The organism is Candidatus Profftella armatura, assembly GCF_000441555.1.
Lineage (GTDB): Bacteria > Pseudomonadota > Gammaproteobacteria > Burkholderiales > Burkholderiaceae > Profftella > Profftella armatura.
In genome coordinates this window covers 97,019-119,137 of record NC_021885.1, presented here as the reverse complement: position 1 = coordinate 119,137, position 22,119 = coordinate 97,019, and the positions used below count along the sequence as shown (strand labels likewise).

Annotated in this window: 20 protein-coding genes and 1 tRNA gene; 1 reads left to right on the top strand and 20 read right to left on the bottom strand. The window is 24.6% G+C overall.

Going from position 1 to position 22,119, the window contains the following annotated elements; all coding sequences use genetic code 11:
• Positions 1–23 precede the first annotated feature (23 nt).
• The 14 genes from nuoH to SSDC_RS00545 form a co-directional block, all read right to left on the bottom strand.
• Positions 24–1,055: an NADH-quinone oxidoreductase subunit NuoH gene (nuoH, locus tag SSDC_RS00610; protein WP_020915388.1), complete on the bottom strand. Its 1,032-nt coding sequence runs from the start codon at positions 1,053–1,055 to the stop codon at positions 24–26.
• Positions 1,052–3,421 carry an NADH-quinone oxidoreductase subunit NuoG gene (nuoG, locus tag SSDC_RS00605; protein WP_041193048.1) on the bottom strand — a complete coding sequence of 790 codons (2,370 nt, stop codon included), beginning with the start codon at positions 3,419–3,421 and terminating at the stop codon, positions 1,052–1,054. Before nuoG ends, nuoH begins: the two co-directional genes overlap by 4 nt.
• A 61-nt stretch (positions 3,422–3,482) precedes the next feature.
• Positions 3,483–4,778 (bottom strand): NADH-quinone oxidoreductase subunit NuoF, encoded by a 1,296-nt coding sequence (nuoF, locus tag SSDC_RS00600; RefSeq protein WP_020915386.1) that lies wholly within the window; start codon positions 4,776–4,778, stop codon positions 3,483–3,485.
• Between the two features lie 11 nt (positions 4,779–4,789).
• The gene (gene nuoE / locus SSDC_RS00595; RefSeq protein ID WP_020915385.1) at positions 4,790–5,278 is read right to left on the bottom strand and encodes an NADH-quinone oxidoreductase subunit NuoE; all 489 of its coding nucleotides are present in this window, start codon (positions 5,276–5,278) and stop codon (positions 4,790–4,792) included.
• 42 nt (positions 5,279–5,320) lie between these two features.
• Entirely contained in the window at positions 5,321–6,574 is a 1,254-nt protein-coding gene (locus SSDC_RS00590; protein ID WP_020915384.1) for an NADH-quinone oxidoreductase subunit D, read from the bottom strand.
• Between the two features lie 24 nt (positions 6,575–6,598).
• The gene (locus SSDC_RS00585) at positions 6,599–7,219 is read right to left on the bottom strand and encodes an NADH-quinone oxidoreductase subunit C (RefSeq protein WP_020915383.1); all 621 of its coding nucleotides are present in this window, start codon (positions 7,217–7,219) and stop codon (positions 6,599–6,601) included.
• 7 nt (positions 7,220–7,226) lie between these two features.
• Complete coding sequence (locus SSDC_RS00580) at positions 7,227–7,703, bottom strand: NuoB/complex I 20 kDa subunit family protein (protein ID WP_020915382.1); 477 nt, start codon at positions 7,701–7,703, stop codon at positions 7,227–7,229.
• A gap of 3 nt (positions 7,704–7,706) precedes the next feature.
• Complete coding sequence (ndhC, locus tag SSDC_RS00575) at positions 7,707–8,066, bottom strand: NADH-quinone oxidoreductase subunit A (RefSeq protein ID WP_020915381.1); 360 nt, start codon at positions 8,064–8,066, stop codon at positions 7,707–7,709.
• Positions 8,067–8,108: 42 nt separating this feature from the next.
• Positions 8,109–8,195, bottom strand: a tRNA-Leu gene (locus tag SSDC_RS00570).
• Between the two features lie 51 nt (positions 8,196–8,246).
• Positions 8,247–8,600, bottom strand: a complete 354-nt coding sequence (gene secG, locus SSDC_RS00565; RefSeq protein WP_020915380.1) for a preprotein translocase subunit SecG — start codon at positions 8,598–8,600, stop codon at positions 8,247–8,249.
• A gap of 128 nt (positions 8,601–8,728) precedes the next feature.
• Positions 8,729–9,169 (bottom strand): Hsp20 family protein, encoded by a 441-nt coding sequence (locus tag SSDC_RS00560; RefSeq protein ID WP_020915379.1) that lies wholly within the window; start codon positions 9,167–9,169, stop codon positions 8,729–8,731.
• A 138-nt stretch (positions 9,170–9,307) separates the two neighbouring features.
• Complete coding sequence (htpX, locus tag SSDC_RS00555) at positions 9,308–10,216, bottom strand: protease HtpX (protein ID WP_020915378.1); 909 nt, start codon at positions 10,214–10,216, stop codon at positions 9,308–9,310.
• Between the two features lie 615 nt (positions 10,217–10,831).
• On the bottom strand, positions 10,832–11,692 hold the full coding sequence (accD, locus tag SSDC_RS00550; protein ID WP_020915377.1) for an acetyl-CoA carboxylase, carboxyltransferase subunit beta: 861 nt from the start codon (positions 11,690–11,692) through the stop codon (positions 10,832–10,834).
• 60 nt (positions 11,693–11,752) lie between these two features.
• Entirely contained in the window at positions 11,753–12,625 is an 873-nt protein-coding gene (locus SSDC_RS00545) for a tRNA pseudouridine synthase A (protein WP_020915376.1), read from the bottom strand.
• 237 nt (positions 12,626–12,862) lie between these two features.
• Here SSDC_RS00545 and fmt point away from each other — a divergent pair, with 237 nt between their 5' ends.
• Complete coding sequence (gene fmt / locus SSDC_RS00540; protein WP_020915375.1) at positions 12,863–13,843, top strand: methionyl-tRNA formyltransferase; 981 nt, start codon at positions 12,863–12,865, stop codon at positions 13,841–13,843.
• A 12-nt stretch (positions 13,844–13,855) separates the two neighbouring features.
• Here fmt and argS read toward each other — a convergent pair whose 3' ends face one another.
• The 6 genes from argS to SSDC_RS00510 all read right to left on the bottom strand — a co-directional run bounded on the left by argS (position 13,856) and on the right by SSDC_RS00510 (position 21,834).
• Positions 13,856–15,604, bottom strand: coding sequence for an arginine--tRNA ligase (argS, locus tag SSDC_RS00535; protein ID WP_020915374.1), 1,749 nt, complete (start codon positions 15,602–15,604; stop codon positions 13,856–13,858).
• Between the two features lie 57 nt (positions 15,605–15,661).
• Complete coding sequence (ftsH, locus tag SSDC_RS00530; protein WP_020915373.1) at positions 15,662–17,464, bottom strand: ATP-dependent zinc metalloprotease FtsH; 1,803 nt, start codon at positions 17,462–17,464, stop codon at positions 15,662–15,664.
• A 77-nt stretch (positions 17,465–17,541) separates the two neighbouring features.
• Positions 17,542–18,189 carry an RlmE family RNA methyltransferase gene (locus SSDC_RS00525; protein WP_041193077.1) on the bottom strand — a complete coding sequence of 216 codons (648 nt, stop codon included), beginning with the start codon at positions 18,187–18,189 and terminating at the stop codon, positions 17,542–17,544.
• 147 nt (positions 18,190–18,336) lie between these two features.
• Positions 18,337–18,813: a transcription elongation factor GreA gene (greA, locus tag SSDC_RS00520; RefSeq protein WP_020915371.1), complete on the bottom strand. Its 477-nt coding sequence runs from the start codon at positions 18,811–18,813 to the stop codon at positions 18,337–18,339.
• A gap of 209 nt (positions 18,814–19,022) precedes the next feature.
• A complete protein-coding gene (locus tag SSDC_RS00515) occupies positions 19,023–20,306 on the bottom strand; it encodes a DNA recombination protein RmuC (RefSeq protein ID WP_053577760.1) in 1,284 nt (427 codons plus the stop codon).
• 19 nt (positions 20,307–20,325) lie between these two features.
• Positions 20,326–21,834, bottom strand: coding sequence for a DNA translocase FtsK (locus SSDC_RS00510; protein ID WP_020915369.1), 1,509 nt, complete (start codon positions 21,832–21,834; stop codon positions 20,326–20,328).
• Positions 21,835–22,119 lie beyond the last annotated feature (285 nt).

Below are 22,119 nucleotides of genomic sequence, written 5' to 3'. Positions count from 1 at the left end.
TAATCAATTTGTTTATAAAAATTTTATTTCCAAATATTTAAAGGACTTTTAATCCAAAACGCATAAATAATTAAAAAAAATAAAATTATTGGTATAAATATTTTCCAACCTAAACGCATAATTTGATCATAACGATAACGAGGAAATGATGCTCTAATCCAAATAAATATAAATAAAATAAAAAATGTTTTAATTCCTAACCAAATCCAAAATGGAATAAAATTTAATATTTTTAATGGTGCTATCCATCCACCTAAAAATAATAATGATATTAATATTCCAGATAAAATCATATTAGCATATTCAGCTAAGAAAAAAATAGCAAAAGACATTCCTGAATACTCAATCATATACCCAGCAACTATTTCTGATTCACCCTCTACTATATCAAATGGATGACGATTTGTTTCTGCAATACAAGATATAATATAAATTATAAAAATTGGAAATAATGATAACCAATTCCATGATAAAAAACTTAAACCTATATTAGAAAAATAACCATTATTTTGATTAATAACTATTTTTGTTAAATTTAAACTTCCAGTTACCATAAGAATAATAACTAAACAAAATCCCATTACTATCTCATATGATATCATTTGAGCTGATGCTCGCATAGATCCAAGAAATGCATATTTTGAATTTGAAGACCATCCAGCAATAATTACACCATAAATTTCTATTGAAGTAATAGTCATAATAAATAATAATCCAGAATTTATATTAGAAAACACATATTCTGGACTAAATGGAATAATAGACCAAACAGCTATTGCTGGCATTATACTTATAATTGGAGCTAAAAAAAATAAAAATTTATTAGCTTTTTTAGGTACTGTAATTTCTTTTAAAAGTAACTTTAATGTATCAGCAATTGGTTGTAATAAACCCAAAAAACCAACACGATTAGGCCCAATTCGAGCATGCATCCATCCAATTAATTTTCTCTCCAAATAAGTTAAATATGCCACGGATAATAATAATATTAATACAGTTAAAATTATTTTGAAAAAAATTTGAAAAAAGTCTAATAAATATTGATTAAAAATCATATTTTCTCCAATGTAATTTTTCCAAACATTTTATTTAAGGCAATAGTACTATTATGACCAGCTGATATACGTATTACATTATCTGGTAATTTATTATCAATTGCGACATTTAATTCGATACTGTATTGATCTTGTTTAATTTTAACTCGATCATTTTTAATTATTTTTAATTTTTTTGATATCATTTTTGATAACCAAGCTAATGGCATATTTGCATCATTAGTTTTTTGTAAAGATAATGCTCTTCTTACAATAGAATCAGTAAAATAAATTGGTATATCAGAAACACGTTCAAGATTATTTAATAATGTCGATGAAGTATAATTTTTTGATAAAGTATAGTTATATTTATTAATTAAAGTATTTATAATTTCATTAGGAACAATATTATTTAAACGATTTTTTACATTATTAATGTTTTTAATAAAATCTTTGTAAATTTCTTTTGAACTACTATAATCAAAATTTGATAATTTTAATAAATTACCTAATATTTTTAATACTTCCCATGCGGGTCGTGTTTGACCTAATGGTTTTATTACGTTTGAAAAATTTTGTATGCGACCTTCTGCGTTAATAAAGGTTCCAGAATTTTCTGTAAATGGAGCGATTGGCAATAATACATGGGCATAGTCTAAGTTATGTTTATATGGAGACATAATTATTACTAACTCTGCTTGTTTTAAAGAATTTAATGCTGTTTGAGGATTAGCGCAATCAAGTTGTAATTCAGAATTAAGTAATAAATAAGATTTTCTAGGTGAATATAATAATTGATGAGCATTGATACCATATTTATTTGGAAAAGCATTAGCTATATATCCGCCTACAGTATTAGCTCCTTCCAAAAAATAGCCAAATTTAGAATTAGTTTGTGTAGCAATCCATTGAGCCGCAATATGTAATTGAGAAGAATTTGGATGTTGAGAAAGTGTATTTCCAAGTAATACTGATTTTAATCCATTAGATAATAAATCATCGGCAATTAATTCGGAAATTTTCGAAACTTTAATTTCAATTAAATGATTTGGAATATCAATTGATTTTTTTATAGCAATAGAAACAATTATTTGATTTAAGGTTTCTAACCATTTAGATGGCGCTATAATAATTTTATTAGTTATTGGTATTAATAAGTCATCATCAGTAGCATGCAATAAATTAATACAAGCCCCATTTTTAGCGGCATAACGTAATCTTGCGGCAAATAATGGATGATCTTTTCTTAAGAAAGATCCTATAATTAAAACATGATTTAATTGAGATAATTCTGAAATTGACATACCTAACCATGGTATAATTGTATTATCTAAAGAAAAATCCAATTGTCGTAAACGAAAATCAATATTTTCAGAACCCAATCCTCGTATTATCTTTTGTAATAATATTAATTCCTCAAGTGTTGATATAGATGTTGTAAGTGCAGCAATAGAATCAGTTCCATATTTTGTTATAATATTTCGTAAATTTTTCGCAATATATTCTAGCGCAGATGACCAACTTGTTTCGATCCATTTATTATTTCTTTTAATCATTGGTTTTATTAAACGATCAGAGGAAATAAGTCCCTCATAAGAAAATCGGTCTTTATCAGAAATCCAGCATTCATTTAATTCTTCATTTTCTAATGGTAGTACTCTCATTATTTTATTTTTTTTTACATGTATATTTAAATTAGATCCTAAACTATCATGCGGACTAATAGATTTATAATTTAATAATTCCCAGGTTCTTATTTTATATCGAAATGGTTTTGATGTTAATGCACCAACAGGACATAAATCAATCATATTTCCAGATAATTCAGAATTAATAGATTCCCCAATAAAAGTAGTAACTTCAGAATATTCCCCTCGTCCTATCACTCCTAATTCCATTAAACCAGCAATTTCCTGTCCAAAACGAATACAGCGACTACAATAAATACAGCGATTCATTTCTTTCATTGAAATTAGTGATCCTACATTTTTTGGGGATATTAAACGTTTTTCCTCTTTATAACGTGAAATAGATTTACCGTATTCAACAGAAAAATCTTGTAATTTACATTCCCCCGCTTTATCACAAATTGGACAATCCAATGGATGATTTATAAGCAAAAATTCCATGACATTTTGTTGTGCTTTTATTATTTTATCACTAATTGTATGAATTTTCATTCCAGATGAAACCTGAGTTGCACAAGCTGGTAATAACTTATTTATTCCCTCTATTTCCACTAAACACATTCTACAGTTTGCTGCAATAGTTAATTTTTTATGATAACAAAAATGTGGAATATAAATACCAAATTTATTTGCAACCTCTAATATCATACTTTTTTTAGTAATATTTATTTTTTTTCCATTTATTTCAATTTCAATCATCATTTGATTTTTAAAATTTAAAGTTTAAATTAAACTAAATTAATAAATAATATTGACAATATTATAAATTATCTGATACTAAACAACATTTATTGGTAATATGATATTTAAATTCTTCATAATAATTTTTAATAAAAGAACGTACTGGCATTGAGGCGGCATCACCTAATGCACAAATAGTATGTCCTTGAATATTATCTGCTATAGAATTTAATAAATTTAAATCTTCTAAATTTCCATTTCCATTCTCAATACGATTAATGATACGATACATCCACCCGACTCCTTCTCGACATGGTGTACATTGCCCACATGATTCTAAATAATAAAAACGAGATAAACGTAATAAAGATTTAACTATACATCGCGTTTCATTTATAACAATTACACCCCCGGATCCTAACATTGACCCAGCTTGTGAAATTGAATCATAATCCATATCTATTTTCATCATAACATCACCTAGAATAACTGGTGATGATGATCCTCCCGGAATAACGGCTTTAATTTTTTTTCCATTTCGCATACCTCCTGATAATTTAAGTAAACGAGAAAAAGGAGTTCCTAATGGTATCTCATAATTACCTGGATAATTAATATCACCAGAAACAGAAAAAATTTTAGTTCCGCCATTATTAGGTTTACCAATTTTAGAATATTGCTTAGCACCAATTAAAAAAATAAATGGAATAGAAGCTAATGTTTCAGTATTATTAATAATAGTTGGTTTACCATACAAACCAAAATTAGCAGGAAATGGTGGTTTAAAACGTGGTGTTCCTTTTTTTCCCTCTAAAGATTCTAATAATGCTGTTTCTTCTCCACAAATATATGCACCATAACTATGGTGTGCATATATTTGAAAACTAAAATTAGTATTTAAAATATTATTTCCTAATACACCAAAAGTGTATGCTTCTTTTAATGCTTCTTGAAATCGAATATATTCTTCCCAAATTTCTCCATGAATATAATTGTAACCAATTGTAATACCCATTGCATAACCACCAATAATCATTCCTTCGATTAAGGCATGAGGATTATAACGTAAAATATCTCTGTCTTTAAATGTACCTGGTTCACCTTCATCACTATTACAAATAAGATATTTTTGCCCAGAAATTTCACGTGGTATAAAACTCCATTTTAATCCAGTAGGAAAACCAGCTCCTCCTCTTCCGCGTAAAGAAGAAACTTTTAACTCAGAAATTATTTGCTCTGGTGTAATTTTTTTTTCTAAAATATATTTTATAGATTTATAACCTCCTCGTTTAATATAATCCGTTAAACCCCAATTTTTACCATTAAGATTAGCTAATATTAAAGGATTAATATGGCGATTATGTAAACTGGTCATCTTAATTTCCTTTATAAACTTTTTAGTTCTTTTAAAAGAATATCTATTTTTTTTATAGACATATAGCTACACATTCGTTTATTATTTATTAAAATTACTGGAGCGTCACCACATGCCCCCATACATTCAGATTCAATTAATGTAAAAAAATAATCATTTGTAGTAATTTGTTTTGGAAAATTAATATTTAATTTTTGAATTAAATATTTCATAGATTTTAAACTACCCGCTAAAATACAAGGCAAATTTGTGCATATTGTAATCGTATATTTACCAACCGGGTTAGTGTGGAACATACTATAAAAAGTAGCTATCTCATATACAGCAATTGGAGGTATATTTAAGTAATTTGCAATATCTTTTTGTATTTCAGGAGATAACCATTTTTTTTCCTCTTGAGCTATAGCCAGTGCCGCTATAACCGCGGATTTTTGTTTATTAATAGGGTATTTTTTTACTTCTTCATCAATTTTTTTATATGCTTCTTCGCTTAATAACATTTTAATTTATAGAATTTTATATAAAGATAAATAAATTAATTTTTAACGATCAATCTCTCCAAACACAATATCCTGTGTACCAATAATAGTTACAACGTCAGAAATCATATGTCCAGATATCATTTCACTTAAACTTTGTAAATGCGCAAAACCAGGAGATCGAATTTTAATCCGATATGGTTTATTCGCTCCATCTGATACTAAATAAATACCAAATTCACCTTTTGGATGTTCAACACAAGAATATATCTCACCTAAAGGAACATAAAAACCCTCTGTAAATAATTTAAAATGATGAATAAGATCTTCCATATTCGATTTCATATTAATGCGAGCAGGAGAAGTAATTTTATTATTATTTGAAATTACTGGGCCTTTATTACTTCTTAACCATTTAATACATTGTTTAATAATTTTATTGGACTGACGCATTTCTTCTATTCTTACTAAATAACGATCATATGAATCACCATTTTTTCCAATAGGAATATCAAAATTAAGTAAATTATAAATTTCATAAGGTTGTTTTTTACGCAAATCCCACTTAACCCCAGATCCACGTAACATAGGACCGGTAAATCCCATTGATAATGCCCGCTCTGGAGAAACTACTCCAATTCCAACTAAACGTTGTTTCCAAATACGATTATCTGTTAATAATGTTTCATATTCATCAATATTTTTAGGAAAACGATTCGTAAAATCTTCTATAAAATCCAATAAAGAACCCTGTCTATTTTCATTAAGAATTTTAGTTGCTTTATTATTTCGAATAATTGATGATTTATATTGAGGCATTATTTCTGGTAGATCACGATATACTCCACCAGGCCTATAATAGGCAGCATGCATTCTAGCTCCAGAAACCGCTTCATAGCAATCCAGTAAATCTTCTCTTTCGCGAAAAGCATATAATAAAACTCCCATAGCTCCAATATCTAAACTATGCGAACCAATCCACATTAAATGATTTAATAATCTTGTAATTTCATCAAACATTACTCTAATATATTGAGCACGTATTGGTATTTTAATATTTAGTAATTTTTCAATAGCCATAACATATGCATGCTCATTACACATCATAGAAACATAATCAAGACGATCCATATATGGTAATGATTGTAAATAAGTTCTTTGTTCGGCTAATTTTTCAGTTGCACGATGCAATAAACCAATATGAGGATCCGCTTTTCTTACTACCTCTCCTTCAAGCTCTAATATTAATCGTAATACACCATGTGCAGCAGGATGTTGTGGACCAAAATTTAATTTATAACTTTTAATTTCTAACATTATTTTTAAATTTATTTTTAATATTTAATCTATATTATATTTTTTATTTTTTCTATTTTTTGTTATACGCGGATAATTTTCACGCGATTCAATTGTGACAGGTTGATAAATTATTCGAGATTCTTGTGTATTATATTTCATTTCAACATAACCTATAACTGGAAAATCTTTTCGAAAAGGGTGTCCTACAAAACCATAATCCGTTAACAAACGACGCAAATCATCATGTCCATCAAAAAAAATTCCAAATAAATCAAATGCTTCACGCTCATACCAATTTGCAGAAGACCATAATGAAGTTATTGAATGTAATCTTGGTAATTCATTATTTTCGGCAAACACTCGAACACGTAATCTCCAATTATAATTTAATGATAATAAATGTAATACTATTGCAAATCGTAGATTTTTATTAGAATTATCAGAATTAATATTTTTATTATATATAGAATAATCAATACCACATAAATCAATTAATTGTTCAAATCTAAAATTAACATGATCTCGTAATATTTTCATTGTAGAATAATAATCTATAGCATTAATTATAATTGTAATTTCATTTAAACTTATAATTAATTTTTGTAAATATTTACCTAGTATATCTTTTAATGTGAATTCTAATTTTTTTAATTTTGTAATCATGGTTTATTTAACGATTAATAATATTAGTCCGTTTAATTTTATTTTGCAATTGAATAATACCATATAACAAGGCTTCTGCAGTTGGGGGGCATCCTGGAATATATACATCTACCGGAACAATTCGATCACAACCTCTTACCACAGAATAAGAGTAATGATAATAACCGCCACCATTTGCACAAGAACCCATGGAAATTACCCATTTTGGTTCAGTCATTTGATCATAAACTTTTCGTAAAGCTGGCGCCATTTTATTACATAATGTTCCAGCTACAATCATTACATCTGATTGGCGTGGAGATGGACGAAACATAATACCAAAGCGATCTAAATCATATCGTGAGGCGCCAGCATGCATCATTTCAATAGCACAACAAGCAAGTCCAAAAGTCATTGGCCACATTGAGCTAGTACGAGTCCAATTAATTAATTTATCTAAGGTAAGAGTTATAAATCCATGTTTAAATACATTTTTAATTGACATAATTTATTCCCAGTCTAAAGCACCTTTTTTCCAAATATATAAAAAACTAATTATAAATTCAATAATAAATATTATCATAGACATAAAACCATAGGCATTAAGATCACGCATAACTACCCCCCATGGAAAAAAAAAAATAGTCTCTAGATCAAATAAAATAAAAAAAATTGCTATAAGATAATAACGCACATCAAATTTTATTGGTATACCACCAAATTCCTTAAAACCACATTCATATGGAGAATTTTTTTGTGGATTAGGTTTATATGGACCTAAAATACGCCCCATTATTTGAGGTAAAATACCAATAATTATACCAATAACAATAAACAAAAAAATAGGAAAAAAATTTTTTAAATTCACGATTTATAATTTTATGATTAAAAGTTATGTTAATATTTTATTTGGTGCCGACGATGAGATTTGAACTCATACAGCTTTAATAGCTACTACCCCCTCAAGATAGCGTGTCTACCATTTCACCACGTCGGCAGTAATAATTTTAAAATTAATTATAATACAATTAATTATAATACAAATATTTTATTTTTTATTATTTTTTATCTTTATATTATGATTATCTGAGTAAGTAGATGATATTTTAGAAGAATTTAACTGTTTATAAAAATGATTTATTGTATTATTATTTATTTTTTGTTTACTAAGATATGTTAAACACATTGTTGATAAAAAAAATAATGCAGAAAATATAAAAATTAATTTAAATATAAAATTAAAAGAACCAATAGATCCAAAGAAACTATTAGAAACACTAGGATTAGTAGTTGTTACTCTATTAAAACATATATTTTTTTTATATTGAAATATAATTAAATTAATAATTGTAAAAGCGGAAATTATTTGAAAAAAAATAAGAATTTTAAAAAATATATTCATTTTATTTTTATAGTTTTTTAAAAATTTTTAAGATTTTAATTTAGATTTTAATATTTAAAATAAAAATTCATTATTTTAAATGTATTTTTTTTATACATCTAGTCTTAAAAGACTAGATGTATTTAGTTTTACTCTATTCGATCTGTATTTTTAGTTGTATTAATATATATTTTTCTAGGTTTTAGTGCTTCTGGAACTTCTCTAATTAGATCTATATTTAAAATACCTTGATCAAAAAATGCAGCTACAACATGAACATGATCAGCTAATTGAAAACGGTGCTCAAAATTACGAGTAGCTATACCACGATGCAAGAAATTTCTTTGTTGTGTATCGGCTTGTTTTCGACCAGTTATTCTTAATGTATCGCGTTCTGTTTCTATTTCTAAATCAGATCGATTAAAACCAGCTATAGCCATAGTTATACGATATTTATTTTCATCAACTAATTCTATATTGTATGGCGGATAACTTTGTTGAGCTTCAGTTCTAACATTATCAAAAATTTGTGCTAGACGATCAAATCCAATAGTAGAACGATAAAATGGAGCGAAAGCACTTACAGTCATTTTAGATCTCCTTATAAAATAAAGCGATAGTTTCAGTAAGCCTTTAAATTACATTATCCATATAGTATATAAATTAATTGATAATTAATTCAAGAGTAATTTTAAAAAATAAATGTAAATTTATTACAAATTACTTAACTAAGATTTATATAAATTACTTAAAATAGCAATTCTTTTTTCAAAAGATGGATGAGTAGCAAATAATTTTAAAAAACTCTTTTTTTTAAAGTTATTATTAATACCTAGAATAGCTATTGATTTTGGTAAATCATTAACTATAGATATATTAGACAAATGACGTAAGGCGCTTATCATTGGATCAGGTGTTCCTAATAATTTAGCTGACCCATGATCAGCTCGAAATTCTCTATTACGTGAAAACCACGCTACAACAATAGATGCTCCAAAACCTAAAAATATTTGTAATATAGTTGTTATTAAACCATATATTTTATGATTATAATTAGAATTATAATTTGAATCATCATATGAATTTAATAAGAAACAATCTAGAATATAACTAAATATTCGTGAAATTAGTATAATAAATGTATTTATAACTCCTTGTATTAATAGCATAGTCACCATATCTCCATTAGAAATATGAGAAATTTCATGAGCAATAATTGCTTTTATTTCTAATTTTGTCATACTTTCTAATAAATTAGCAGAAATTGCTATTAAAGAAGAATTTTTAAAAGCACCTGTAGCAAACGCATTTATTTCGCCGTTATATATTGCAACCTCTGGTGTAGAAATATTAGCATTTTTAGAAATTTTATTTACTGTTTTTAATAACCAATCTTCAGTAAAATTAGATGGATTTTTAATGACCATTAAATTCATAGACCATTTAGCTATTTTCTTACTTAATAATAAAGATATTATGGATCCAGTAAAACCAAAAATTATTGAAGAAATTGTTAATATTTTTATATTTAATCCAATTTTATAAAAAAAATAATTAATACCCAATAATGATAGCATAATATTTAACACTAAGATTATAGCAATATTTGTTAATAAAAATATAAAAACTCGTCTCATTTATGTTCCTTAATTTATTATATGTTACATAGAATATAAAAAATATTTTTACATTAATAAAAATAATTTAAATTGATAAAAATTAAAACTAAAATTAAAAATTAATTTAGTATTTTAATAAAAATAAATTTTTATAAATATATATTTTTAAAATACATTTAATTGATATAATACTGATTATAAATAATATATTTATTCAATAATTATTATATTATTTTAATATTTTATGTAAAACTAAGTTGATTATTATACTTTTTATCATAAATTCAATACTTTTATTACTGAAATTATTTCTACAACAATTGTTTTGATATTTATTTAATAAAATTCATTTTAATATATGTAATTCTTTATAATTTTAAAATTATAAGAACAGAAAGATTACAAAAGTTATTACATGATAAAAATTATGTTTCATTAGTAAAATAAATTATATTTATTTTTTATATATAACATAACTAGTTCTGTAATATAGATTTGTAATTTGATCTATTTAGAATATTTTATAAAAAATTTAATACTTTTTAAAATAAAAAAAATTATTATTTTTACGATTTTATAAATAAATTTATATAAATATTTTAAGGTAAACATTACATTTAATTTAATAAAAAATTATATTGATTTCTTTTGTAATAAAGCTAATAAATTTGCAATCTTAAAACGTAGTTTACGACGATCAATAATCATATCTAAAGCCCCTTTTTTTAATAAAAATTCAGAACTTTGAAATCCATCAGGTAATTTTTCTTTTACAGTATTTTTAATTACTCTTGGACCAGCAAAACCAATTAATGCTCCTGGTTCAGCAATTACTATATCCCCCATAAAAGCAAAAGATGCAGAAACCCCCCCCATAGTTGGGTTTGTTAAAACACTAATAAAGGGAATTTTTTTTTTAGATAATTTAGTTAAAATTGCTGTAGTTTTTGCCATTTGCATTAATGATAATAAACCTTCTTGCATACGAGCTCCTCCAGTAGCAGTGATACAAACAAACGGAATTTTTTGTTCTAAAGAAATTTGTGCTCCTTGAATAAATCGTTCACCAACAACTGATCCCATTGATCCACCCATGAATTCAAACTCAAATACAGCCACTACTAATGGTAAATTCATGATAGAACCTTTTATAACAATTAAGGCATCAGTTTCATTTGTATTTTTTTTTGCTAACTTCAAACGTTCAGAATATTTTATATTATCTTTAAAATTTAAAGTATCTACTGGTAATATATTTTCTCCAATTTCATGAAAATTATTTTTATCAAGAAAATTATTTAATCTATCTCTAGCTTTAATCTGCATATGATAATCACATTTTGTACAAACTTGCTGATTAAACTTTAAATCATTTTTATACAATATAGTTTTACAAGATAAACATTTAATCCACAATCCTTTTGGAATCGATTTTTTAACAAAAGCATTATTTTTTTGTAAATTAGGAAATGAATAATTTTTAAGCCAATTCATAAATAAATCTTTTTTATAAAAAAGAAAATTAAAATAATATCATTATTTTGTAATTAATTTTTAAAAAAAATTTTTTGAAATATTTTTAAACCATTTTTTAAAAATTGATTGCTGGGGTAGTTTCCATTTAGAAGAATATTTAATTTTAACTAAATATAAACCATCTGCCATAAAAGTTGGTCCAGCTTTATTTCGATTGTTATTCTTTAATAATTCCAATATCCATTCTGGTTCTTTTTTTAAATTACCTACCATAATTAATGATCCAATAATGTTTCGTACCATATGTTGCAAAAATGAATTTGCACATATATTTAATATAAAAAAATTGCCATGTTTTTCAATATTAAATTTATATATATTGCAAATAGGAGATTTTGCTTGACATGCTGATGATCTAAAAGTTGTAAAATTATGAGTTCCAATAAGATAATTTGCGGCAATACGCATACGCTGTAAATTTAATGGAGAATGTACCCATCCAAATTTTTTATAAAATAATGGTAAACGTATTGGATAATTATATAATAAATAACAATATTTGCGAGAAATAGCGCTAAAACGAGCATGAAAAATATTTTTTGTTTTTTTATTATTTTTTAAAACATCCAAAGAAAATAAAAATGAATTAGAAATTTCGTACACCCATATTATTGCAATTGAATATGGCAAAAAATTATTAATTCCACGTATCCATGATATATTTGAACGTTTTAATACTGTATCAAAATGAACTATTTGCTCTAAAGCATGAACTCCGGAATCAGTACGACTTGCACAAGTAATTTTTATTGGTGTTAATAGAAATTTCTTTAAAGCATCTTCAACAATATTTTGTATTGTTTTACCATGATATTGTGTTTGCCAACCTTGCCATAAAGAACCATCATATTGTATACCAAGGACTATTCGTTTATTTGTTTTTTTAGTCAAAAAATTTTCCTTTATTCTTTATAATAATTTGAATATTTAATTATTTTTATTTTATTAAAATTATCTCATAAAGTATAAATAAACAGAAAAATAATTGTTATAATATAACTCATGACATTAAAATTTAACATAAAAACATAAATATATTACTATTACTAGATTGAAATAAAATTCAATTTTAATATCAAATTTATTAATAAAATATATTTTATTTTTACTATTTTTTATTTTTTTAAAATGAAAATTATTTTTGCTGGAACATCAATATCTGCTGCAGCTATATTGGATACACTTTATAATTCAGAACATAATATTGTTTTGATACTTACAAAACCAGATCTTCATTCTGGTAGAGGTATGAAACTAAATTTTTCACCTGTAAAAAAATATGCCTTAAAACATTCTATAAAAATAATACAACCTATCTCTTTAAAATTGAATGGAAAATATCATAAAATAGCTAATGAAACACATAAGTTATTAAATAAAATAGAATTTGATATTATGATTGTAATGGGGTATGGATTAATATTACCATATAACATATTAAAAATTCCATATTATGGTTGTATAAATATTCATTATTCTTTATTGCCTAGATGGAGAGGACCAGCGCCAGTTCCTAGAGCTATTGAAGCAGGAGATATATTCACTGGAGTTACGATTATAAAAATGGATTCTGGAATTGATACTGGACCGATTATATCTCAAAATTCTATTAGAATTTTACCAGAAGATACTTCTTTGACATTACAAAATAAATTAGAAAAATTAAGTAAAATATTAATCATTGATACCATTAAAAAAATAGAATATGATATGACTAAATTATTTTTTAAACCTCAATCTAATATTGGAGAAAGTTATGCGCCTTTAATAAAAAAAAATGAAGCAGTATTAGATTGGTCTTTATCAGCTAAAACTATTATGAGAAAAATTAATGCTTTTAATCCATTTCCAGGCGCAAAAACATATTATATTAGTTATCAAAATAAAAAAAAATTTTTAAAAATATGGAAAGCACATGCTTTATCTATAGAATCTACTAAAAAACCTGGAACAATATTAAATGTTAATTTTCATAATGGTATATTAGTAGTTTGTGGCAAAAATGTTATAAAATTACTTGAATTGCAAAAAAATAATAAAAAAAAAATATCTGCAACAGAATTTATTAATGGTTGTATAAAAAATATTAAATATTTTATTTCTGTTTAAATAATTTATGAATTACATTTTAGTTGGAGCAGAAATGCCTATTAATTTTAATCCATTATTTAATACTTGACCTATAGAATAAATTAATGCTAATCGCGCCATTTTAATAGTTATATTTTTTACAAGAATGCGTTCTGTATTATAATAACCATGTAATTCTTTTGCTAAATCGCGTAAGTAAAATGCAACATAATGAGGGCAAAGATCTTTTACAGAATTAACTAATACCTCTGGATAATTTGAAAGTTTAACTAGTAAGGATAATTCTTTTTCAGTATTTAAAGATGATAAATCTTTAATAGAAATTAAAGATTTTTTATCACCACCCCATTGATTTAATAAAGAAAAAATACGAGCATGTGCATATTGTATATAATATACAGGATTTTCATCTGATCTTTTTAATGCCAAATCAATATCAAAAATAAAATCAGTATCAGATTTTCTAGAAATAAGAAAAAAACGCATTAAATCTCTTCCACGTATTAAATCTTCTCTAAATTCAATAGAATCATTTTTTGATTCAGTTTTACTTAACCATTTAATTAAATTTCTTATTGTAATATAAGAACCGGAGCGTTTAGAAATTTTAACTTCTTTACCATTTTTTATAACAGTAACCATTTTATGTAATATATAATTTGGATAATCATTTGGTATTCCTATATTTATAGCTTGTAAACCAGCTTTAACGCGAGTAATGGTTCCTTGATGATCATCACCTTGTATATTAATTGCTTGAATAAACCCCCTTTCCCATTTAAAAATATGATAAGCTATATCTGATACAAAATATGTAAAATCACCATTTGATTTACGAACTACTCTATCTTTGTCATCTCCATAATCAGTAGTTCGTAACCATAACGCACCATCTTTATAATATGTTTTTCCGGATTGAATTAATAATTTAGTAACTAAAGAAACCTTACCTGTCTTATATAAAGATGATTCGAGACAATAATTATCAAATTTTACACCAAATATCTTAAGATCTATATCTTGTTCACGACGTAAATAAGCTACTGAAAAATCTCTAATAGCTTTTAAATCATTAATTTTTCCATTAGCTATTATATTTATAGATCTATCTTTAGATATAATTTTTTTCTTTTTAAGAAAACATTTTGCAATATCAGTAATATATTCTCCGTTATAAGCAGTATCAGGCCATGTTGATTTTCCTAAAAAAATTGCTTTAGCTCGTGCTTGAACAGAAAGAGCTAAATTAGTAATTTGAACTCCAGTATCATTATAATAAAATTCTCGTGTAACTTTATATCCCTGAGATATAAATAAAGACGATAATATATCGCCTATTGCACATTGTCGTCCATGTCCAATATGGAGAGGGCCAGTTGGGTTAGCTGAAACAAATTCAATTAATATTTTTTTATTAGAACCTATATTACTTTGACCAAATTTAATGCCAGAAGATAATATATATTTTATTATTTTTTGTTTAATTGAAGAAGAAATTTTTAAATTAATAAAACCCGGTTTTATAATTTCTATAGATTGTATAAGTTTAATATAGTTTTTTTGTTGAATTAAATTTTTAGCTATTATTTTAGCTAATTTATAAGAATTTATTTGTAATTTTTTTGAAATTTGCATAGAAATATTACAAGAAATATCACCATGCGAAGCATGACGAGGATACTCAAGAATTATAGTTGGAACTATATTAGTTTTTATTAATAATGGTTTTAATGCAAGATTAAATAATTTAATAATACGTTGTTTTTCTTCTAAAAGCATATATTTTATGAATACGTAAATGTTGAATAAATTTTTTATTGATGTTATTTAAATAATTTAGGATCTATTTCCTAACATAATATCATTAATTTGATCTGCATTAATTGTTTCTAATTCTAATAATGTTTTTGCCATTAAATCTACTTTATCACGATTATTTTCTAACAATTTTTTCGATAATTTATATTGAGTATCTAAAATATTACGAATTTCAATATCAACTTTTTGTTGCGTAGCTTCGGAAATTTTTTTAGAAGACATCTTACAAAAGTAAGCATCATTTTCAGAATCCTCATATACCATTGCACCTAAATTTTTTGACATTCCATAACGAGTTACCATTAAACGAGCTAATTTTGTAGCACGCTCAAAATCATTACATGCGCCAGTTGATATTTGTTTCATAAAAATTTCTTCTGAAATTCGTCCACCAAATAAAATTGCAATATCTTCTAAAATTTTATCTTTATACATATTAACTCGATCATATTCTGGTAATTGCCATGTTAATCCTAAAGCAAATCCACGTGGCATAATAGTGACTTTATATACTGGATCAGATTTTGGTAAAAGCTTAGCTACTATCGCATGACCAGATTCATGATACGCAGTATTACGTCGTTCTTCTTCTCGTATTATAGTAGATTTACGTTCTGGTCCCATAATAATTTTATCTTTAGCGCTTTCAAAATCAGACATTTCAACTAAATTTTTATTATTACGAGCAGCAAATAAAGCAGCTTCATTAACTAAATTAGCTAAATCAGCACCAGAAAAACCGGGTGTACCACGTGCTAAGATATTAATCTTAACATCATTTGCTATAGGTACTTTTTTAATATGAACACATAAAATTTGTTCGCGTCCTCGAATATCAGGTAAACCAACTACAACTTGCCTATCTAAACGTCCTGGTCTTAATAAAGCTTTATCAAGTACATCTGCTCTATTAGTTGCTGCAATAACTATCACCCCAGAATTAGCTTCAAAACCATCCATTTCAACTAACATTTGATTTAATGTTTGTTCGCGCTCATCACTTGCGCCTCCCATACCAATTCCTCTATGACGGCCTACCGCATCAATTTCATCAATAAAAATAATACAAGGCGCATTTTTTTTAGCATTTTTAAACATATCTCGTACACGAGATGCGCCAACACCAACAAACATTTCAACAAAATCTGAACCTGATATAGTAAAAAACGGTACTTTAGCCTCACCAGCGATTGCACGGGCTAATAAAGTTTTACCAGTACCTGGTGGACCAATCATTAAAACTCCATTTGGAATTCTACCTCCTAATTTTTGAAATTTATCTGGATCACGTAAAAAATCAACTATTTCATAGACCTCTGATTTAGCTTCATCACAACCAGCTACATCAGAAAAAGTAATTGTGTTAGAGTTTTTTTTTAACATACGTGCTTTTGATTTTCCAAAAGAAAAAGCAATACCTTTATTCCCTCCTTGTATTTGACGCATAAAAAACACCCAAATACCAATTAACAATAACATTGGAAACCATGAAATAAATACTTGTGAAATAAAAGAAGATTTATTTTCTATTTGTTTAACATCAAATTTTACATTATTAACTAAAAGATCCCCTATTAATCCTCTATCCAAATAAGTTGTTACAGTTTTAATTTTTTTACCGTTTTTTGTGGTTGCAAAAATATTCCTATCTTCAATTACTACATCTTTTATACGCCCAAATTTAATATCTAATATAAAATCTGAATAAGCAATTTGATCTACTTTTTTAGTTATTTCTCTATTATTAAATTGCTTAAATATAAAAAATAACATTGATGAAATTACAATCCATATAATGGCTTTTGAAAATATATTTTTCACTAGCATTCCCTTGGTACTTATTCACTTTTAAATATAATAAAAATCAAATTATATTTAAATTATAAATTTATTAAAAATTAATTTAAATTTTTTATTTTTAATTTTTTTCCTAATAAAAATATTTCAGATGAATTTTTATGGCTTGCTTTTGGTTTTTTTAAAGAAATAGATTTAAAAACACAATAAAATTTATTAAATATTTCTTTATAATTAATTCCATAAAAACACTTTAATAATATAGAGCCAGATGGTTTAATATATTCTTGAGTAAATTCTAAAATTATATTAATAATATATTCAATATTAGCAGAATCAACAACAGAAACACCAGATAAATTAGGAGCTATATCAGATAAAATAAGATCTAATTTACGACCATTTAATATTTTTTTTAAATTATTTATTGTACATTTATTACGTATATCACCTAAAATAAAATTCACATTAGGAATTGGTTTCATTTTTAATACATCTAATGCAATAATGGTACCGTTAATGTTTTTACTATTATAAGATATTTTTTTTCTTATATATTGTGACCAACTTCCTGGTGAACTACCTAAATCAACAATAATTTGCCCAGGTTTAATTAATCTTTCTTTAGCATCAATTTCTTGTAATTTATATACAGAACGAGCTCTATATCCTTCTTTCTTTGCTAATTTTACATAAAAATCATTAACATAGTTATGTAGCCATTTTTTATCTAATTTATTTTTCATTATTAATTTATTTTTCATTATTATATATTATAAACTAAAAATCATTTAAAATCTTTAATTAAAATAAATCATAAAATTCTTTAATTAAAATAAATTATAAAATTTATTTTTTAAATTAATATATTTTAAAATTATACCTATTATGAAATTTTATATATAAATAACTTTAAGAATTTTATATTCTTGTAACCCTGATGGAGATTTGAAAAAAATTATATCACCACTTGTTTTCCCTATTAATGCTCGTGCTATTGGAGAGGTTATAGATATTTTTGATTCTTTAATATTAGCTTCATCTATACCAACTATTTGATAAGTTACTTTTTCACTTGTTTCTAAATTTTCTAAATAAACAGTTGAAGCAAAAACAACTCGACCATCTGCATCTAAATTTAACGGATCTATAATCACTGCATTATTAAGTTTATTTTCAATATCAGTAATACGTCCCTCAATAAAACTTTGACGTTCTTTAGCAGCATTATATTCAGCATTTTCAGATAAATCACCGTGTGCACGCGCTTCTGAAATTTGAGAAATAACATATGGACGTTCATATTTTTTTAAGTTATGCAATTCTTGTTTTAAAAGATTCGCACCATGTCTTGTTAATGGAGTTGAGTTCATTTTGAATAATATTATAAATTAAAATTTATTTTTAAAACATAATTTTTATAGAAAATAATACAGTATACTAAAATAGTAATTTATATACAAATTTTAGAAATAATAAATTTAACTATAAATAATATTTATTTCAATCTTAAAGACTTAAAATACTTAATAAAAATTTTTTATATTTTTATAAAATTAAATAACTAATATCGATTTTTTATTTATTTTTTTATAGGTAAATTTTCAGTTAATTTTAATTTTCTTTTCATTTGCCTGCTCCTAGTTTCCACTTGTTCAATATTTTTTGTTGCTTTTTCTAAAGTTATTTTAGTTGTAGATAAAATTTCACTAAATTTATTGAATTCAGTTTTTATTAATTCTAAAATTTTCCATATTTCAGATGAATGTTTTTCCAAAGTTAATGTACGAAAACCTATTTGTAAACTATTTAATAACGCAAATAAAGTAGAAGGACCAGCTATATTTATACGAAATATTCTTTGTAAATCATCCATTAATCCAGGGCGTCGAGTTACTTCGGAATATAGTCCTTCTGTTGGTAAAAATAAAATAGCAAAATCTGTTGTTAATGGCGGTGATAAATATTTTTTTGAAATATTTTTTGCTGATAAACGTATAGAACGCTCTAATTCTTTTTCAGCTATAATAATTCCATTAGAATCAGATCGCTCTATAGAATCTATTAAACGTTCATATTGTTCTTTAGGAAATTTAGAATCAATTGGAATCCAAACAGGTTTATTATCTTTTAATCCAGGTAATTTAATAGCAAATTCAACTCGTTTTCCAGTGCCTGGTATTGTTTCTACATTTTTAGAATATTGTTTTTTTGTTAATACTTGCTCTAATAATACTTCTAATTGAATTTCACCCCAAGTACCCCTGCTTTTAATATTTGTTAATATTCTTTTTAAATCACTAACTCCAGTCGCTAATTGTTGCATTTTTTCAAGATCTTTATGTACCCTTTCTAACCTATCTAATACCACACTAAATGATTCTCCTAAATGTTTTTCTAGAGTTATATGTAATTTTTTATTAACTATTTTATATATTTCTTTTATTTGATAACTATTATTTTTTTTAAAATCCTTAATTTTAGATTTGATTTTTATATGAATTTTATCTATGTATTTAGTATTAATTTCATTTAATTTAATTAATTGATTAGAAAAATTATTAATATAATTACTTTGTAAAGTAGCTATATTGCTAATATGATCTATTAATTTTTTTTGTAATTGAGAAGAATTTTCATATAATTCTTTTAAAATATTTTGAAAACCACCCTGTATTTGATTATGTAATTCATATTTAATCCTTTCTAAAATAGATTTTTGATTAAATTGTGAGTAATTTTTTAAATATATAATTTGAATCAATATTTCATTTATTTTTTTAGAAATATTTTTTTTATTTAAAAAAAAATATATAAATTGAAAAATTAAAATCAATCCAATTAATAATATCATGATTAAATTCATAAATTTATTATTAAAATAATTACGATAATAAATTTTTTATATAACTAGGTTTTTCTTGTTTTTTTAAGTATTTAATTACTTTTTTTACTTCTTGATTAGAAACAAAAGCACCGTGTACACGAGTCAATGAAATAGAATCAGAGAAATATAACATATCCCCTTTTCCAAGTAATTTTTCAGCTCCTATTTGATCTAAAATTGTTCTAGAATCAATTTTACTATTAACCTTAAATGCAATACGAGTTGGAATATTAGCTTTAATTAAACCTGTTATTATATTTACTGATGGTCTTTGAGTAGCTAAAATTAAGTGAATACCAGCGGCTCTTGCTTTCTGTGAAATACGTACAATTAATTTTTCTATGTTCTTTCCATCTATCATCATTAAATCTGCTAATTCATCAATTATAACAACAATTGATGGTAAAGTATTTAAATATTCTGTAGAATTCAATTCATTATTTTTTTTCTTTTTAAGAAAAATTTTTTTATTATATTCAAATAAATTTCTTACACCTAATTTTGACATTTTTTGATATCTTTGTTCCATTTCATTTATTACCCAATTAAGTATATGACTTACTTTGTTCATATTCGTAATAACAGGTGTTAATAAATGCGGAATATCTTTATAAATTGATAATTCCAACATTTTTGGATCAATTAAAATTAATTTTACATCACTTGGGTATGATTTATATAAAATTGATAGAATTATAGCATTAATTGCAATTGATTTACCAGAACCAGTTGTTCCGGAAATTAATATATGAGACATTTTTTCTAAATTTAGTATTACTGGATTTCCGATTATATTTTTTCCAAGAGCAATAGTTAATTTAGAAGTACTATTTTTATAAATATCAGAATCAAATATTTCTATCAAACGTACTATTTTTCTTTTAGGATTTGGTAATTCAATACCCATGTGATTTGTTCCAGAAATTATTTCAATTACCCTAAGAGAAGTCAATGATAATGATCGCGATAAATCATTTGATAAATTAATAATTTGACTGCCTTTAATACCAACAGCTAATTCAATTTCATAACAAGTAACAACAGGTCCTGAATGAATTCTTACCACTTTTACTTTAATACCAAAATCATATAATTTTTTTTCAATTAAATTACCAATAAATTTTAAAGATTTAATAGATATAACTTTCTTTTTTGAGACTTTATCTAATAAAATTAATGATGGTAAAGTATAATTAATTTTAAACAATGTTTTATTAATAGATTTTTTACTAATAGATTTTTTATTAATAGGCAATGTTTTATTAATAGATTTTTTACTAATAGATTTTTTATTAATAGGCAATGTTTTATTAATAGATTTTTTACTAATAGATTTTTTACTAATAGATTTTTTATTAATAGGCAATGTTTTATTAATAGATTTTTTACTAATAGATTTTTTACTAATAGATTTTTTATTAATAGGCAATGTTTTATTAATAGATTTTTTACTAATAGATTTTTTACTAATAGATTTTTTACTAATAGATTTTTTACTAATAGGCAATGTTTTATCAGGAAATTCTAATGAAACATTTTTTTTTTTTTTAAATAAAAAAAAGATAAAAATTTTTGTAAAAAAATATTAGTTCTTTTAACTACTCTTAATAAAAATATATTTAATAAGAAAATAATAATTATTGCAATAAATATCAATAAATATTTTGTAGATTCAACAAAATTAAAATTTTTTAACATATTATGTTATATCACTAATAATTTCTCCATATTTTCTCCAAAAATAAAATTTTACACTTAAAAAACAATTTATTATATGAAAAATTTATTTAAG